Annotated in this window: 13 protein-coding genes and 1 pseudogene; 10 read left to right on the top strand and 4 right to left on the bottom strand. The window is 70.6% G+C overall.

From position 1 onward, the window contains the following. Positions 1-213 precede the first annotated feature (213 nt). Positions 214-1,098 carry a hypothetical protein gene (locus C7C45_RS01500; RefSeq protein WP_146247224.1) on the top strand — a complete coding sequence of 295 codons (885 nt, stop codon included), beginning with the start codon at positions 214-216 and terminating at the stop codon, positions 1,096-1,098. Further along, a complete protein-coding gene (locus tag C7C45_RS01495; RefSeq protein ID WP_110561792.1) occupies positions 1,095-2,096 on the top strand; it encodes a hypothetical protein in 1,002 nt (333 codons plus the stop codon). Before C7C45_RS01500 ends, C7C45_RS01495 begins: the two co-directional genes overlap by 4 nt. A 247-nt stretch (positions 2,097-2,343) precedes the next feature. Here C7C45_RS01495 and C7C45_RS01490 read toward each other — a convergent pair whose 3' ends face one another. Next, positions 2,344-3,333 carry an N-acetylglucosamine kinase gene (locus C7C45_RS01490; protein WP_110561791.1) on the bottom strand — a complete coding sequence of 330 codons (990 nt, stop codon included), beginning with the start codon at positions 3,331-3,333 and terminating at the stop codon, positions 2,344-2,346. 206 nt (positions 3,334-3,539) lie between these two features. On the opposite strand from C7C45_RS01490, the pseudogene C7C45_RS01485 reads away from it, so the two are divergent. From C7C45_RS01485 to C7C45_RS01465, 5 genes and pseudogenes are all read left to right on the top strand, one after another. Continuing rightward, a pseudogene (locus C7C45_RS01485) lies at positions 3,540-4,478 on the top strand (MurR/RpiR family transcriptional regulator); the annotation flags it as partial. A gap of 176 nt (positions 4,479-4,654) precedes the next feature. Beyond that, the gene (locus tag C7C45_RS01480; protein WP_110561790.1) at positions 4,655-5,404 is read left to right on the top strand and encodes a sugar isomerase domain-containing protein; all 750 of its coding nucleotides are present in this window, start codon (positions 4,655-4,657) and stop codon (positions 5,402-5,404) included. 26 nt (positions 5,405-5,430) lie between these two features. Continuing rightward, positions 5,431-6,882 carry an N-acetylglucosamine/diacetylchitobiose ABC transporter substrate-binding protein gene (gene ngcE, locus C7C45_RS01475; protein WP_110561789.1) on the top strand — a complete coding sequence of 484 codons (1,452 nt, stop codon included), beginning with the start codon at positions 5,431-5,433 and terminating at the stop codon, positions 6,880-6,882. A gap of 16 nt (positions 6,883-6,898) precedes the next feature. After that, positions 6,899-7,807 (top strand): carbohydrate ABC transporter permease, encoded by a 909-nt coding sequence (locus tag C7C45_RS01470; RefSeq protein ID WP_110561788.1) that lies wholly within the window; start codon positions 6,899-6,901, stop codon positions 7,805-7,807. Then, positions 7,807-8,736, top strand: coding sequence for a carbohydrate ABC transporter permease (locus C7C45_RS01465; protein ID WP_110561787.1), 930 nt, complete (start codon positions 7,807-7,809; stop codon positions 8,734-8,736). The genes C7C45_RS01470 and C7C45_RS01465 overlap by 1 nt, the downstream gene beginning before the upstream one ends. Before the next feature lie 9 nt (positions 8,737-8,745). Here C7C45_RS01465 and C7C45_RS01460 read toward each other — a convergent pair whose 3' ends face one another. Together C7C45_RS01460 and C7C45_RS01455 are read right to left on the bottom strand one after the other, a co-directional pair. Further along, the gene (locus tag C7C45_RS01460) at positions 8,746-10,437 is read right to left on the bottom strand and encodes an ABC transporter ATP-binding protein (protein ID WP_244200191.1); all 1,692 of its coding nucleotides are present in this window, start codon (positions 10,435-10,437) and stop codon (positions 8,746-8,748) included. A 50-nt stretch (positions 10,438-10,487) separates the two neighbouring features. Then, positions 10,488-12,239, bottom strand: coding sequence for an ABC transporter ATP-binding protein (locus C7C45_RS01455; RefSeq protein ID WP_244200182.1), 1,752 nt, complete (start codon positions 12,237-12,239; stop codon positions 10,488-10,490). Positions 12,240-12,359: 120 nt separating this feature from the next. Here C7C45_RS01455 and C7C45_RS01450 point away from each other — a divergent pair, with 120 nt between their 5' ends. From C7C45_RS01450 to C7C45_RS01440, 3 genes are all read left to right on the top strand, one after another. Continuing rightward, entirely contained in the window at positions 12,360-14,069 is a 1,710-nt protein-coding gene (locus tag C7C45_RS01450; protein ID WP_110561784.1) for a bifunctional 3'-5' exonuclease/DNA polymerase, read from the top strand. Between the two features lie 171 nt (positions 14,070-14,240). After that, a complete protein-coding gene (locus tag C7C45_RS01445) occupies positions 14,241-14,834 on the top strand; it encodes a nucleotidyltransferase family protein (RefSeq protein WP_110561783.1) in 594 nt (197 codons plus the stop codon). 220 nt (positions 14,835-15,054) lie between these two features. After that, complete coding sequence (locus tag C7C45_RS01440; RefSeq protein WP_110561782.1) at positions 15,055-16,491, top strand: S1 family peptidase; 1,437 nt, start codon at positions 15,055-15,057, stop codon at positions 16,489-16,491. A gap of 212 nt (positions 16,492-16,703) precedes the next feature. On the opposite strand, the gene C7C45_RS01430 is transcribed toward C7C45_RS01440, so the two are convergent. Next, entirely contained in the window at positions 16,704-17,372 is a 669-nt protein-coding gene (locus C7C45_RS01430; RefSeq protein WP_110561781.1) for a DJ-1/PfpI family protein, read from the bottom strand. Positions 17,373-17,376 lie beyond the last annotated feature (4 nt).

The following is a 17,376-nucleotide window of genomic DNA, read 5'->3' as shown; positions in this document are numbered from 1 at the left end:
TGCACGTTCCCGGCGCGGCTTTGCCATCGACCGACGCGGGCCACTCTCGTCTAGAATGCGAGACGCGGTCAGGCTCCTCGGACCGGCACGCCACGAGTTCCGTGAAGGAGAAGCATGGTCGGCTTCGCTGCTGTCGCCCTTCCGACTTGCGAGCCAAAATTCCGTCCACAGGCGGCGGCCGAGGAAATCCTCGGCTGGATCTCATCGCCGCCGATGCGCGCTTTGGTCGAGGAATACGGCGGCACCCTGCCGGCAGGCGACGTCAGCGAGATTCTTGCCTGGCTCGACGCGTTCTCCGACCAGCACTGGAATTTCCGCAAGCAGGGCAATGTGGAACGTGACCAGGTGGCGGCGCCGACCTTCGACCCGGCCCGGACGGCGCTCGTGCTCGCTGTGGCCACCGCCCTGCGTCTCGTCGAGCCGACCGATCCGCCCCATGCCACCTACGACCACCTGCTGGTCCTGGGTGGCCTCGGGCGGGCGTGTCTGCAACGCACCGAGTTCGCCGCCCGGCTCGTCCGCGAGGGTGTCGTCGCGGTTGGTGACGTGGCGGCGCTCGGCAGTTTCCGACCGTTGACCGAGGCGGAGACCGCGCTGCCCGGGCTGGCCGACAGTCGGTTCGAGATGGACGCGATGGGCGTTGGCGTGCGCAGCGCGTTCGGGCTCACGGAGCCGGTGCGGTGCGAGTCGTCCGACGGGCCCGTGACGCACCGGTCCTGGCAGGTCCGCACGTACCGGGCCGCCGACTGCCCGGCGGTGCACGTGCTCGCCGCGCCCTCCAGCGCACCGGAGCAGCGCCGCGCCAACACCCCCGACACATACGAGTTCTGGGCCCAGCGGTCCAGCCTCCAACCGACCGACCGGATCCTGGTCGTCACCTCGCCGATCTACGTGCCGTTCCAACACAGCGACGCGATCCGCATGCTGGCAGCACGGTACGGGTGCGGGATCGACACCATCGGCTTCGATCCGGCGCGGACCACCGTGCCACTCGCGCCCGGCGCCACCAACCCCGACCGCTACCTGCAGGAGATCCGGTCCGGCATCCTGTCGATGCAGCGGCTGCATCAGGCGCTGGCCGGGACCCTGGCCGCGTGACGGCGACGGTCTTCTCCTCGGTGCCACTGCCCACCATCGGCCCGGGGATCGGCGAGCGGACGGCGGCCGGCGCGGAGCTGGGGCCGCCTGACCGGGCCAGGCTCGTCGAGCGGATCGCCTTCTGGGTCGACTCGCCGGCCATGACCGCCCTGCTGGGCGAGTTCGGTGGTGGGCAGCGGCTGGCCGGCTCGCTCGCCGATCGACTACGGGCGCTGGAGGAGTTCTCCGCCACCCGATGGGACTATCGGAAGGGGCAGTTGGAGCGCCACCAGGTCGTGGGGGAGACCTTCACGGCCCCGACCGACGCGCGCATCAGATCGGCCGCGAGGTCGTTGGGGCTGGCCGGTCGGGTGGTGCCGCGGAACCGACGGTTCGACCACGTCCTGGTGCTCGGCGGCGGCGTCCGCACCATGATGGCGCGGGCCCACCTGGCGGCCACGATCCTGCGCCAGGGTGTGCGTGCCACCTCGGTCGCGGGGTTGGGCAGCCTGCGGCCGATTCCCGAGCAGAACGTGTTCGCCGCCCAGCTCGGGCTGGGCGACGTGGCGACCGAGGGCGATGCGGTCGACGAGGCACTGCGGCACGCCTTCGGCGCGGCGCCAGCCACCGAGCAGCGTTCCGGTACGACCGAGACCGGTCAGTCCTGGTGGGTGCGGTCCCATCGGGACGTTCAGCCCCCGGTGCACGTGCTGGCCGCGCCGTCGAACCGGCCGGGTCAGCGAGCCAACACGGCGGACACGCTGATCGGCTGGGCGGAACTCCTACAGCCAGCACCGGTCGGGATGCGACTGTTGTTGGTCACCACCGACATCTTCGTTCCGTTCCAACACTGTGACGCGGTTCGGCTCCTTAGCCTGCGGTTCGGCTGCGACGTGGAGACGGTGGGCTTCGACAGCGACGTGAACCCCTGGGTCCCACCGGCACCGACCTCCGCCATCCTGCAGGAGGTCCGGTCCGCCATCCGCTCGATGCAGGCGTTGTACGAGGCGCTCAGCTGAGGGGCGGTGGCGGCGTCGAAGCCGGCACGAAGGCTGTTCGCGCTGTCGGTCACCGGGCCGCCGCCCGCTGCGCCACGTCGCCGCCCGCTGCGCCACGTCGGGCTGCCTGCCATGATCGTGCTTGATCCAGGAATTAGTGCCTTCCCAGCACGAGGTGGGGACTACTTCCACGATCGAGCGTGATCATGGCGCGGGCCGGGCCGGCGGGCGCGGTGGCGGCGGTGCGGTGGCGACCCGGCAGCTCCCATTAGGGGGTGGTCGGGAACAGGCGGGCGTGTAGGGCCGCCGGGTCGGTGACCTCGGGGAGGTCGCGGGCGGCGAGCCAGGCTGCGGCGGCGGCCCCGTCACCGGCGGTACGCAGGGGCGCGTTCGGCCAGTGCCGGGCGATCTCGGTTCGGACGGCGGTGGCCAGCGGGGTGTCCGCGGTGAGCAGTCCGCCGCCGAGTACGACGGGTGTCACCGCCTCGGCGGGGCGGATTCGGCTCACGCTCTCGGCCAGGTGGGTCGCGGCCTCGGCGATCAGTGCGACGGCAACGGGTTCGCCCTCGCTGGCGGCGGTCACGACCAGCGGTGCCAGTCGGGCCAGCTCGATCGGTGGCCGTCGGGTCACGGCCTGGATGGTGGCGTCGACGGTGGCCCGGGGGCGGGCGGCGATCTCGGCGCTGCCGAGCAGTTCGGTGAGGACCGCTGTGGCCAGCGCGCCGGGTGTGCGTCCGATGTCCAGGTCGGCGAGCAGGCGGCGTACCGCCTCGCGACCGAGCCAGAAACCTGAGCCGGTGTCGCCGAGGAGCCAGCCGTGACCGTCGGCGATCCGGTCGAGTCGCAGGTCGTGGACCTGCGCGGTGATCGCCCCGGTGCCGGCGACGAGGATGGTTCCGTCTGGGGCGGCGCTGCCGGAGGCGTAGGCGACAAGTGCGTCGCCGTGTACCGCGTACGGGCAGCGTAGGCCGGCGTCGTGCCAGGCCCGGTCGAAGGCGGCCCGTCCGGCGGGGTCGGCGAGCAGTCGACCCGCCCCGGCCAGCCCGATGGTGCCGGCGACGACCCGTGCCGGGTCGAGGTCGGTGAGCGCCTCGCGTAGCGCGGTCAGCAGTTCGGCGGCGGCGCGTTCGGCGCCGTGACTGGTGGGGTTGCCACCGCCGGCACGGCCGGTGCCGAGGCGTTGCCCGGTGAGGGTCAGGGCGGTCGCCCGGGTGGACGTGCCGCCGACGTCGAGACCGACCACGAGGGTGTCGGACATCGGCACGGGCCTCCTTGCTTGGTACGGCGTTCGGGCCTGTTCATGCTGGTCGGCAGGGTCTTACGGGGCAAGTTCCGGTGGGTGCGGGGGGCTGTGCGCCAGGTAACAGTTTGAAAACTTCGCCCACAGTCTTGACACGGAGGGGCGTTCAGTAAGAACTTTTACCACTAACAGTTAACAGTCTTTTCGGAAAGGTGAGGCGACCCATGGTTGATCACGAGGTGGACACCGCCGCGGGGACCGCGGTGGTCGACGCCGACGCGATCGATCGAAGGAGCTCAGCCTCTGACGGGGTCCTGGCCCGCGTCCGCAGCGGGCTCGGCGAGTTGACCGGCGCGCTGCGCCGGGTCGCCGAGCACGTGCTGAGCGACCCGGAGGCGGCTGCCCGATCCACCATCGTGGAGTTGGCCGAGCGCAGCGGCACCTCGCCGGCGACCATCACCCGCTTCTGCCGGGCGATGGGCTTCGAGGGGTACGCCGACCTGCGGTTGGGCATTGCCTCCGAGACCGGTCGGGCGCGCTCGGCCGGCTGGACGGTCGACATCGGACGCGAGATCCAGCCGAGCGACCCGCTCGCCCGGGTGCTCGACCAGATCATGGCCGCCGACACCAGGGCCATGCACGACACCGCCACCCTGCTCGACCTCACCGAGGTGGAGCGGGCCGCCGTGGCGATCGCCGGCGCCAGCCGGGTGAACATCTTCGGTGCCAGCGGCAGCGCGCTGGTCGGCGAGGAGATGCAGTTCAGCCTGCACCGCATCGGCGTGGCCGCGTGGGCCTGGAACGACGTGCACGAAGGGCTGGCCAGCGCCGCGTTGCTGCGCAGCGGAGACGTGGCGCTCGGCATCTCGCACACCGGGCAGACCCGGGAGACGATCGAGATGCTCGCCGAGGCGGGCAGCCGGGGCGCCACCACGCTCGCGCTCACCGGCTTCCCCCGCTCACCGCTGGCCGAGCTGGCCGACATCGTGCTGCTCACGGCCAGCCAGGCGACGACTTTCCGGCCGGACGCGCTCTCCGCCCGGCACCCCCAACTGGTGGTGCTCGACCTGCTCTACATCGCCGTCGCCCAACGCACGCACGACCGCGCCCACGCGGCCTTCCGGCGTACCGCGCAGGCCGTCGACGGGCACAAGGCAGCCAAGAGGCTGTCGGGAAACCCCGGGGCGAGCGAGGCGGAGTCCAGCCGGCGATCCGGCAAGGCGGAGGTCGGTCCGGATACCGGTGTTGTATCCGGACCGACCTCCAACGCGGCCGGTCGTCGGCTGGGACCGCCGCAGCCGACGCGAGGTTTCCCGACAGCTTCTGAGGGAGTCCTGTCATGATCAGCGCTCAGGGGTACGCGGACGCGGTCCGCCCGGTGCTCGACCGACTGCTCGACTCGGAGGCCGACGGGATCAGCCGGGCCGCTGATCTCATCGCCGACAGCCTGCGCGACGGCGGCGTGCTCCAGGCGTTCGGCGCCGGGCACTCCGAGGCGTTCGCCGCCGAGCTGGTTGCCCGGGCCGGCGGGCTGGTCCCCACCAACCGGCTCTCGGTACGGGACCTGGTCATGCACGGTGACGCCCCGCGTGACGTGCTCGCCGATCCGAAGCTGGAACGCGATCCCTCCATCGCCCACCAGATCTACGCGCTCGCGGCACCTCAGCCGCGCGACGTGTTCGTGGTGGCGTCCCAATCCGGCATCAACGGCTCGGTGGTCGAGCTGGCGGCGCTGGTCACCGAGCGCGGTCACCCGTTGATCGCGGTCACCTCGGTCGAGCACACCGCACGGGTCGCTCCACGGCACCCGTCCGGGCATCGGCTCGCCGACCTCGCCGACGTCGTGCTGGACAACGGCGCGCCGTACGGCGATGCACTGCTGCCGCTCGAGGGCGGCGGCGCGGTCTGTGCGGTCTCCTCGGTCACCACGGCGCTGCTGGCGCAGCTGCTGACCGCGGAGGTCGTACGACGGTTCCACCAGGCCGGGGAGGTACCCCCTATCTACCTCTCCGCCAACGTCCCCGGCGGGGACGAGCACAACATCGCCCTCGAGTCGCGGTACGCCGGGCGTCTCCGGCGCACTGCCTGACCCGAATTCCACAAGGAGAGACGACGATGTCGAATACCCCCGAACAGCCGGCCGCACTCGACCGTCGCACGGTGCTGCGTCGCGCCGCCGCCGTGGGCATGCTCGCCACTCCGGCCATCGGCCTGCTCAGCGCCTGCGCCACCAGCGGCAGCGACAAGGAGAACGAGCAGGTTGCCGGCGGCACCAAGAGCGAGAAGAACCCGCTGGGCGTCAAGGAGGACGCCCCGATCGAGGTGATCATCTTCAACGGCGGCTACGGCGAGAAGTACGCCACCGACGTGCACGAGCCGCTGTACAAGACGGCGTTCCCCAAGTCCGAGGTCAAGCACCAGGCGACCCAGGCGGTCTCCACGGTGCTCCAGCCGCGGTTCGCCGGCGGCAACCCGCCGGAGTTCGTCAACAACTCGGGCGAGAAGTTCCTCGACTTCGGTGCGCTCGTCAACGACGGCCAGCTGCAGGACCTCACCGAGCTGTGGGACGCCCCGTCGGTCGACGACCCGAGCAAGAAGGTCCGCGACACCGTCATCCCGGGTGTTGTCGAGCAGGGCATGTTCAACACCGCCGACGGGGGGCGCAAGCCGTTCGTCCTGTACTACGTCTCGACGGTCTACGGCATCTGGTACTCCGGCAAGCTCTTCAAGGACAACGGTTGGACGGCGCCCACCACCTGGGAGCAGTTCAAGGCGTTGTGCGAGCAGATCAAGGCCAAGGGCATCACGCCGTACGGCTATGCCGGGTCGAACGCGGCCTACTACCAGTGGAACGTGATCCTCACGCAGGCCGCGAAGATCGGCGGCACCGATGTCCTGAAGAACATCGACAACCTGGAGGACGGCGCCTGGAAGCAGGACGCTGTCAAGCAGGCTGCGGAGGCGTGGGCCGAGATCGGCGCGAAGTACTCGGACAAGAGCTTCGAGGGGCTCAAGCACACCGACGTGCAGCTGCGGCAGAACCAGGGCAAGCTCGCCTTCTACCCGTCCGGCGACTGGCTGGAGAACGAGCAGAAGAAGGACACGCCGGCGGGCTTCACCTACCAGCTCATGCCGGTGCCCGGTCTCACCGCGTCGGACAAGCTGCCGGCGACCGCTATCCGGGCGGCCGGTGGCGAGGGATACTTCGTCTCGTCCAAGAGCAAGAACCCGCGTGGCGGGATGGAGTACATGCGCCAGATGCTCTCCAAGGCGGGCGCCCGGGGCTTCACCGAGACCGTCGGTGCGGCCACGGTGGTGCCGGCCGGCAGCGAGGGCTTCCAGTTCCCGCCGGGTGTCGCCAGCGCGCAGGCTGCGTTGAAGGCGGCCGGCAAGGACGTGTTCAACATGCTCTTCGACAACTGGTACAAGGAGCTCGACACGGAGGCGCGGACCGCCACCAACGAGCTGATGTTCGGCCGGATCAACGCCGACGCCTTCGTGGAGCGGATCCAGAAGCGCGCTGACGCCATCAAGAAGGATTCCTCCGTCACCAAGTTCAAGCGCTGATCGGAGCGTAGGGGTCATGCGGCACGGCAAGTATCCATTCGTGATCGGGTTCCTGATCGCCCCGGTCGCGCTGTACGTGACCTTCGTGATCTGGCCGTACGCGCAGGCGTTCTGGATCTCGATGACCAACTGGCGGGGGCTGTCGGCCCCGCAGTTCGTGGGCTTCGACAACTACCGGAGGTTGCTCGACGACGGCGCCTTCTGGAAGGCGGTCCAGCACCACGGCGTACTCCTGCTTGCCCTGCCGCTGATCACCATCGCCATCGCGCTGTTCTTCGCCTTCCAGCTCAACGTGGGCGGCAAGAGTAGCGGTGGGCAACGTCAGGGTGTCTGGGGGGCGAAGTTCTACCGGGTGGTGTTCTTCTTCCCCCAGGTCCTGGCGGTGGCCATCATCGCGGTGCTGTTCCAGATGGTGTACCGGCCGAACGAGTCCGGCCTGATCAACGGCGTGTTGATGAAGTTCGGCCTGGACCCGGTGCTCTTCCTGGTCAAGCCGAACCTGGCCCTCTGGTCGATCATCGCGGTGCTGGTCTGGCAGGCCGTCGGCTTCTACGTGGTGCTCTTCTCGGCCGGGATGGCCTCCATACCGGGCGAGATCTACGAGGCCGCCGAGATGGACGGCGCATCCAAGGTCACTCTGTTCTTCCGGGTCACCCTGCCACTGCTCTGGGACACCCTCCAGGTGGCCTGGGTCTATCTGGGCATCGCCGCGTTCGACTGCTTCGCCATCGTGGCCGTGCTCTCGGTGGACGGTGGCGGCCCGGACGGCGCCACCACCGTCCTGGCGATGGAGATCTACCGCAACGCGTTCGTCTACTCGAAGTACGGTTACGCCTCGGCGATGGGCGTGGCGCTGTTCTTCCTCACCATCACCTTCGCGGCGCTGACGCTGCGGCTCACCAAGCGGGAAAGCGTGGAGTACTGATGAACCCGCAGTCGACGCTGCCGCCGACACCGGCGGCGCTACCGCCCACCACCGGCGACCCGAACGCCGCCGGTGGGCGGGGGAGCAAGGGCCCCCGCTCGGAGGTACGGCTCTTCGCCGGCCTGGGGCACGTCGCGCTCGCCGTCTGGGCGGTGATCGTGATCGTGCCGATCCTCTGGACCTTCCTCGCCGCGTTCAAGAACACCAGCGAGATCTTCAGCAGCCCGTGGACGCTCCCGGCAGAGCTGCGCTGGGAGAACTTCGGGCGGGCCTGGACCAAGGCGAACATCGGCCGGTACTTCCTGAACAGCGTGATCGTGGTGTCGTGCAGCACGTTCCTCACCATGCTGCTCGGCTCGATGGCCGCGTACGTGCTGGCCCGTTACAAGTTCTGGGGCAACCGGGCGGTCTACTTCCTCTTCGTCTCGGGCTTGGCCTTCCCGGTCTTCCTGGCCCTGGTGCCGCTCTTCTTCGTGGTGAAGAACCTGGGCCTGCTGGACACGCACACCGGCGTGGTGCTGGTCTACAGCGCGTACTCGTTGCCGTTCACGGTGTTCTTCCTGGCCGCGTTCTTCAAGACGCTGCCGTCGTCGGTGGCCGAGGCGGGGATGATCGACGGCTGTGGGCACACCCGGCTGTTCTTCCAGGTGATGATGCCGATGGCGAAGCCGGGCCTGATCAGCGTGGCGATCTTCAACATCATCGGTCAGTGGGCGCAGTACCAGCTTCCGTTGGTGCTGCTCTCCAACGCCAAGGACAAGTGGGTGCTCACCCAGGGCATCGCCGACATCTCGGTCAACGCCGGCTACGAGGCCGACTGGTCCGGGTTGTTCGCCGCGCTGACCATCGCGATCCTTCCGATGATCATCGTGTACGCGGTCTTCCAACGCCAGATCCAGGCCGGCCTCACCTCCGGCGCCGTGAAGTAGGGGCCCAACTCACCGCTCGTCGGCGTGGGTGTGCCAGGAGCGCCACAGTGCCGCGTACGCCCCGCCGGCGGCGACCAGCTCGTCGTGGCTGCCGATCTCGGTGATCCGACCGTCCGCCAGCACGGCGACCCGGTCGGCGTCGTGTGCGGTGTTGAGCCGGTGCGCGATCGCGATGACGGTCCGCCCGGCGAGCACGGCGGCCAGCGCCCGCTCGGTACGACGGGCGGTGGTCGGATCGAGGGCGGCCGTCGCCTCGTCCAGGATCAGTGTGTGCGGGTCGGCGAGCACCAGCCGGGCCAGCGCGAGTTGTTGTGCCTCGGCCGCGCCGAGTTGCCGGGCACCGTCGCCGAGTTGGGTGTCCAGGTCGTCGGGCAGCCCCGCGAACCAGTCGGCCCCCACGCTGACCAGCGCGGAGCGCATCTGCTCGTCGGAGGCGTCGGGCGCGGCGAAGGAGAGGTTGTCGCGCACCGAGCCGATGAAGACGTGGTGCTCCTGAGTGACCAGGGCGATCCGGCGGCGTCGCTCGGCGGGGTCGAGGTCGGTGACCGGGCAACCACCGATGCTGACGACGCCCTGCCGTGGCGCGTCGATCCCGGCCAGCAGCCGGGCCAGGGTGGACTTGCCGGCACCCGACGGCCCGACGACGGCCAGTCGCTCACCGGGCTGCACCTCCAGGTCGATGCCGTGCAGCACGTCCGGGCCACCGGAGTAGGAGAACCGCGCGCCACGGACGACGAGTCGCTCTCCCTGTGACGTTGCCGTCCGGCCGGGCGGCTCCGGCGGGACCATGCCGACGCCGAGCACCCGGGCGTACGACGCCAAGCCCCGCTGCGCCTGCTCCGTCCACTGCAGCAACCGGTCCATCGGCTCGATCGCCTGTTGCAGGTAGAGCGCGGCGGCGACCACCGCGCCGAGCGAGACGATGTCCCTGGAGAACAGGTAGCCGCCGACGAGCAGGACCAGGGCGACCGGCAGCGGGTAACTGGCCTCGACGACCGAGAAGAACACCGTACGCAGTGCGAGGGTTGCCCGGCGGGCCGACCAGACCCGGGTGATGTGGGCGGTGCCGTGCCGGATCCGGTCGTCGGTCAGCCACAGCGCCTCCACGGTGCGGGCACCCTCGGCGGTGGTGGTCAGCGTCTCCGTCAACTCGGCTGACGCCGCGCCCTCGGTGAGGTACGCGGGCGTGGCCCGCCGCAGGTACCAGCGGGTGACCGCCACGATCGACGGAAGCCCGGCCAGCGCAGCCAGCCCGAGCAGCGGGTGCAGGAGGAAGACCGCCCCGAACAGCAACGTCAACTGCACCACGGCGATGACGATGGTGGGCACCACGTCCCGGACGGTGGTGCCGACCGTCGCCACGTCGACCGAACTGCGGGTGGCCAGGTCCCCGGAGCCGGCGCGTTCGACGACCGAGACTGGCAGGCCGAGGGTCCGGGAGACGAACTCCTCGCGTAGTTCGGCGACGGCCCGTTCACCGAAGCGGTGACCGGCGTACTGGGCGTACCGGGAGAGCACCGCACTGAGCAGGACGCAGCCGGCGATGGCCAGCGCCAGCCGGTCCACCGTGGCCACGCCCGCGCCCGCGGTGACCTCATCGACGATGGTGCCCAGCAGCCACGGTGGGGCCAGCCCGACGACTGCGGCGGCGCTGTGCAGCGCGAGCACGATCCCGACCGCGCGGCGGTGCCGGCTGATCATGTCCCGCAACGCCCGGCGTACGGTGCGGCGGTCGGCCACGGGCAGCCGGGTCACCGGTACGCCTCCTCGGTGTCGGCGGGCCGCTCGATGTCCGGATCCTCGCTGCCCCGGGCCACCAGGCGCCGGTAGCCCGGTTCGTAGTCGAGCATTCCCTCGTGGGTGCCGGTGGAGGTGATCCGGCCGGCGCTCAGGTGCGCGACCAGGTCGGCCCGGCCGAGCAGCAGTGGCGACGTGGTGATCACCACGGTGGTCCGTCCGGCCCGCGCGGCATGCAGCCGCTCGGCGATCCGGGCCTCGGTGTGCGCGTCCACCGCCGACGTCGGGTCGATGAGGATCAGCACCTCCGGCTCGGTGCGGAGTGCCCGGGCCAGGCGGACCCGTTGGCGTTGACCGCCGGAGAGGGCCCGGGCCCGGGCGTCGATCGGAGTGTCCAGCCCGGCCGGCAGGGCGTCGACGACGTCCTCGGCCGAGGCGACCCGCAGCGCCGCGCGAATCCGGTCGTGCTCATCGCCTCCGGCGTCGCCGCCGGTCGGTCGGAGGATGTCCCGCAGGGTCCCGGCGAAGAGGTACGAGTCGTGGTCGGCGACGACGATCCGGGAGCGAACCTCGTCCAGGGCGACCCCGGTCAGCGGCACTCCGCCCCAGGTCGTCCCGCTGACCACGTACCGTCCGAGCCGGTCGGCCAGGGCCACGCCCGCGGCCGGGTCGTCTGCCGCCACCCCGGTCAGTTGGCCGGCGCGTACGGTCAGCCCGGTCACCGGGTCGTGCAGGTCGGCGGGGCCGGCTGGCGCGTCCAGGGCGCCCGGCCGGCGGGCGTCGGGGACGGGGCCCGGCCACCGTCGGCCCGGACCGCCGACATCGTCGGGGCTCACGTTGATCAGGTCGGCGATCCGCTGGGCGGCGACCCGACCCCGGATCAGTTGGTAACTGCCTTCGAGCAGGAACCAGACCGGCACGATCAGGGTCGCCACGTAGCCGTAGACGGCGACCAACTCACCGATCGTGACGTCACCGGTCACCGCCATCCGGGCCGTCAGCCAGACCACCGCCGCCAGGAACAACCCGGGGATGGCGACGCTCGCCGCGTCGATCCAGCTGTTGACCGCGCCGACCCGGTAGCCCTCGGCGCGCAGGTCCTGGGATCTGGCCGCGTACCGCCGGGCGAAGAGGTCCCGACCGCCCACCCCGGCGAGCACGCGCAGCCCGGCCACGATGTCGCCGGATCGGGCCGTGAGCGCGCCCTGCTGCTGGCGGTAGACGGACTCCGCGCGTTCGAGGCGGCGCAGCAGCGGCCCGACGACCAGCCCGACCACCGGCACTCCCACCAGCACGCAGAGCGCGAGCAGCGGGGAGATCGACCAGAGCACCACGGCGATGACCGCGTACGCGATGATCGCGCCGACGCCCGGCCCGGTCAGCGTCAACACCTCCGCCGTCCAGTTGATGTCGGAACCGCCGACGGTGGCCACCTCGCCCGCGCCGATCCGGCGCGGTAGCGCGGCGCCGATCCGGGACAGGTGGCGCAGCAGCACCTCCGCCGTGCGGGCCTTGGCGTCCTCCCGGATGAAGGTCATCGTGCGGTGCCGCATGGTGCCGACGTACGACAGGGCCAGTCCGGCGACGATGATCGCCGCGACCCAGAACGCCAGGGCCCGGGTGTCGCGTGCGCGCAGCCCGTCGTCGACCGCACGCGCGATCAGGTAGGGCCGTGCCGACAGGCCGATCATCCAGGTCGTCCCGAGCAGGCTGCCGCGCAGCACCCGCCAGGGCTGGCAGCGGATCAACCACCAGAGGTATCGCATCGGACCGCGGGTGTCCGGAGTGCCAGGAGCGGAATGCGGGATCTGCGGAGGCACCAGGTCACGCTACCGGTCCGTTCCGACACCCCACCGACCCGGCAAACGTAAGGTGCCCCTCACTTCCTGTCGGAGGGGAGGGGCAGAATCGCGTTCGTGCTGGTGGCGGTGGTGGCTGATGAGCGGGGCGGGGGAGCGCTGCGCCCACTGGACGCCGCCGGTCGACCGGTTGGCCCCACCGAGGTGGTCGCCGACCTGGTCGCCGCGGTCGCCGCGCGGGAGGCCGCCGAGCACCCGCGCTGGGTCTGGTCGACCGCCACGTCTGTCTACCCGGGGCTCCTGCGCGCCGGCGTCCGGGTCGACAGGTGCCACGACGTGGAGTTGACCGAGGCGCTGCTGCTCGGGCACGCCGGCCGCTGGGGCGAGCCCCGCTCGCTGGCCGCCGCCTGGGCCCGGTTGACCGGCGCCGCGGTGCCGCCCGACCCACCGTCGCGCGCCGCCGCGCCCCCCGGGCACGGCCAGGGCGCGCTCTTCGACACGCTGCCCGGCCCGCCGGGCCCCGGCATCGACGCACTGACCCAGGTGTACGCCGACCAACTCGCCCGCATCGCCGAGACCGAGCACCCGGGCCGGTTCCGGTTGCTGGTGGCTGCCGAGTCGGCCGGCACGCTGATCGCGGTGGAGATGGGCGCCACCGGGCTGCCCTGGCGTGCCGACGTGCACGACGAGATCCTCACCGAACTGCTCGGTGAGGCGTCCCCGGTCGGTGGGCCGCCACGTCGACTCGCCGACCTGGCGGCCCAGATCGCCGACGCGTTCGGCGTACGTCGTCTGCACGCGGACTCCCCGGCGGAGCTGTTGAAGGCATTTGCCCGGGTCGGGGTGGAGCTACCCAACACCCGGGCCTGGGTGCTGCGCGGGGTGGATCACCCGGCGGTGCCGCTGGTGCTGGAATACAAGGAGCTCTACCGGATCTGGACGGCGCACGGCTGGTCGTGGCGCGAGCAGTGGGTGCAGGGCGGCCGGTTCCAACCGGAGTACGTGCCGGGTGGGGTGGTCTCCGGCCGCTGGGCCACCCGGGGTGGTGGCGCGTTGCAGATCCCGAAGGTGATCCGGCGCGCGGTGATGGCCGATCCAGGCTGGCGGTTGGTGGTCGCCGACGCCGGCCAGTTGGAGCCACGGGTGCTCGCCGCTGTCTCCGACGACGCACGGCTGGCGGCGGCGGGCGGGGCCGGTGATCTCTACGCCGCATTGGCGCGCGACTCGTTCGGCGGTGACCGGGCTCGGGCCAAGGTGGCCCTGCTCGGCGCGATGTACGGGCAGACCGGTGGCGCTGCGGTGCCCGCGTTGGCGGTGTTGAAGCGCAGTTACCCGACGGCGTTCAACTACGTCGAGGCGGCGGCGCGTACCGGTGAGGCGGGCGGGTTGGTGCGGTCGTGGCTGGGGCGGACGTGCCCGCCCGGTTCGGTGGGGTTCGGTGATCCTGACGAGGTGCCGTCCGATCCGGATGGGGCGGCCGACCCGCACAGCCCGCGGGCCCGGGCCGCGCGGTCCCGGGGGCGCTTCACGCGCAACTTCGTCATTCAGGCCACCGCCGCCGAGTGGGCCTCCACACTGCTGGCGACGTTGCGCACGGAGTTGTCCGGCAGCGACGCCGAGCTGGTCTTCTTTCAGCACGACGAGGTGATCGTGCACGCGCCTGCCGAGCAGGCGGATGCGGTCGCCGACGCTGTCACCCGCTCCGGTGAGCGGGCGTCCGCGCTGCTGTTCGGTGCGACGCCGGTCCGGTTCCCGTTGGATTTGTCCATCGTCGACTGCTACGCCGACGCTGTCTGACCGGCATCGTGTCCGTGCCGGGAGATGCCGGGCGTGTAACAGTTGCACTATTTCTCCTATTAGCCCCGCCACCCTCGGCCAGCCGTTCTCGTTGCAGTGTCCGTAGGAAGGGACGGATCGGTCACGGTCGGTCCCATGCTTGAGGGGGCGCAGCTGAACCGGATCGCAGGAATGATCATCGCGGCGGGCGGGGGACGACGGATCGGTGGTCCCGAGGCGCTGCTGCACCAGGGCGAGAAGCCTCTGGTCAACCAGATGATCGACACGATGACCACGGCGGGCTGCGAGCAGATCGTGGTCGTGCTGGGTGCGGCCGCCGAGCAGGTCCGGGAAACCGCCGACCTGGGCAAGGCCACCGTAGTGATCAACAAGGCATGGGGCACCGGGGTCGGCTCGTCGATCCGGGCCGGTCTGGCCGCCATGGACGACGACGGAATCGAGGCGGTGGTGGTGGTCCCGGTCGACATGCCGGGCCTGACCGCCACGGCGGTCCGCCGGGTGGCCGCCCTGCCGTACCCGGACGTGCTGGTCTGCGCCACCTACGACGGGCTGCGCGGCTACCCGATGCTCTTCGGCCGCCGGCACTGGCCCGGCATCGCCACCCTGGCCAGCGCCGACGTGGGCGCCCGGCCGTACCTGCTGGCGCACAAGGACCAGATCGTGGACATCGCCTGCGACTCGGTGGCCGACGGCAGCAGGGTCGACACCCCGGAGTTGATGGCGCTCTACGGCCTCACCGTGCCGCCGCAGCGGGTGGGCGTCTAGCGCCCGCCGCGCGGTGCGGTCGGCCGCGCGGATCACATCCATCGCGGCTTACCTATTCGATCTTGTGTGGCGGACTCTCTCCCACTAGCCTGTGGCTGCGCGGTTTCGCTTCCACGGGGGTTGATGTGACATCGCCGTTGTCGCCTGCCTATGCGCGCCTGGCTGCCCACTCGGGCAGCCAGATCCCGGATCGTGCCAGGTGGCAAAGCGGAGGCCATGCATGAGATTTGTCAGAGTGGGTTGGCGGGCGGGTCTGACGCTGGTTCTGGTGGCGGCGGGTTTGACCTCGTCGGGGTTGCCGGCCCAGTCGGCTGTCGGCGTCGCGGCCGCTGACGGCACGTACCGATTCGTTACCAAACTGGCCATCGGGGAACCAGGCCAGGCTGGAAGTGCGTCCTGTTCCGGCGCTCTCGTCGCGCCGCAATGGGTGATCACCGCCAAGAGTTGTTTCGGATCGTCTGACCTGGCTTCCGGCCCACCGCCGCGTCCGACGACGGCAACCGTCGGGCGCGCGAGCCTGAGTTCCTCCCCGGGTTCGGTCGTCGCGGTCGATAGACTGGTGCCACATCCAGGGCGGAACGTGGTTCTTGCCCGGCTGGTGAGTCCGGTCAACGACGACATCATGCCGATCAGAATCGCCTCGACCAGCCCCCGATACGGGCAGGTGCTCCGGGTAGCGGGCTACGGCCGCACCGCAACCGAGTGGATGCCCGACCGGATGCACACCGCACAGTTCACGGTGGGCTGGTGGAACGACCAGACCGCGACGACCTTCGAAATCAAGGGTCGTGTTCCCGCGAACGCGAGTATCTGCAAGGGCGACGCTGGCGGGCCGGCCTTCCGGGAGCATGGTGGCGGCCCCGAGCTGGTGGCGATCAACAGTTCGTCATGGCAGGCCGGATGCATTGGCGAGACCGAGACCCGGCCGGGTGCCATCGACCTCCGCGTCGACGACCTGAAGGACTGGGTGCGAGGCACCATCGTCGACTTCCCGCTCGCCGAAGGTTCGGTGTACCGCGAGCCGCGGGGGACGATCTCGGTCGTGGCAGGCGGAGCGCCCATCTGGTTCGACAGTGTCGACGAGATCGGCGCCACGGGGTATCCGACTTCCTGGACTGCCGTTCCGAATGGCACGTTCGGGCTGCTGCCGACTGCCCCGCGTGACGGCACCGTGGTGGCGAATCCGCAGGGTGGTGTCTTTGTGTTCGCCGGTGGTGCGAAGGTGTGGTTCGCGTATCCGCAGGAGATCACCGACACCGGGTACGGCCCGCAGCGTGTTGTTCTGCCGGCCCGGTACCTCGACGGTGTTTCCGACGTTCCTCGCGACGGCACCGTGGTGGCGAACCCGCAGGGTGGTGTCTTTGTGTTCGCCGGTGGTGCGAAGGTCTGGTTCGCGTATCCGCAGGAGATCACCGACACCGGGTACGGCCCACAGCGTGTTGTTCTGCCGGCCCGGTACCTCGACGGCGTTTCCGACGTTCCCCGCGACGGCACGATGGTGATGAACCCGCAGGGTGGCGTCTACCTGATCGTCGGTGGCGCCAAGAAGCCTTTCCACACGTGGGACGAAATCGTCGAGAGCGGATACGCGGACGCCCCGCTCACGACTCTCCCGTCTCGCTACATCGACAGTCTGCCGACGGTGGCCTCTGACTGACGACCGGGCGCTGCCCCATTCGGTGGAATGGGCAGTGCTGGACGACCACTGAGCGAGTGGCCGACCACCGCCTGGATGCGCTCGGCTGTCGCCGAGCGCATCCAGGCACGCCGGCGACCTGGCCACGCAACCTCGTCGATCGCGAGCCACGGCGCGGCGGCCACGGCCGTGGGCGTCCGCCCCTCCGTCGTGGACACATGTCATCGCGAAGGTCACCGGGGTGGAGGGGGCCCCGGGTGCGCCACCCTGGCCGCGCTGTCGTACGCCGCCGCTCGGGCGAGCACCTCGGGGGTCGCGCGGGACGGGTGGCCGCTGTCGAATGGCGGTTGTGGGTCGTACTCCATCCACAGTTGGATGGCCTCTGCGGTCGTCCGGTCGGTGAGGAGTTCGACGAGTCTCAGTCCCATGTCGATGCCGCTCGACACACCGGCCGCCGTGATGATGCGGGCGTCCGGCTCTTCGACGACTCGTTGGTCCGTCGGCTCGGCACCGAAGCGGACCAACTCCTGCGCGGCCCGGTAGTGGCTGGTGCCCCGTCGACCCCGAAGCAGCCCGGCGGCCCCCAGCAGGATCGATCCGGAGCACACGGAGGTCGTGAACGTCGTCGTCTCGTGGATCCGTCTGATCCAGCCCGGCAGCGGCCCGGCGAGAGCCTGAACGGTCCCTGGTCCTCCCGGGACGACGAGAACGTCCGTCGCTTCCACGTCTTCGAGCGCAATCTCGGCCACCAGGGAGACCATCCCGCAGTCGTCCCGGACGGGACCGGGGCGTTCGGCGACGAGGACCACCTCGATGCCCGGGGTGAGGGCCAGTGGCTGGTAGACGCCGATGACGTCCAGCGCGGTGAAACGCTCGTACAGAGGTATGACGACGTGGGTCACCAGA

Source organism: Micromonospora arborensis, assembly GCF_003205615.1.
Lineage (GTDB): Bacteria > Actinomycetota > Actinomycetes > Mycobacteriales > Micromonosporaceae > Micromonospora > Micromonospora arborensis.
The sequence above is the reverse complement of the archived record's forward strand: the minus strand, read 5'-3'. Positions and strand labels throughout refer to the sequence as shown.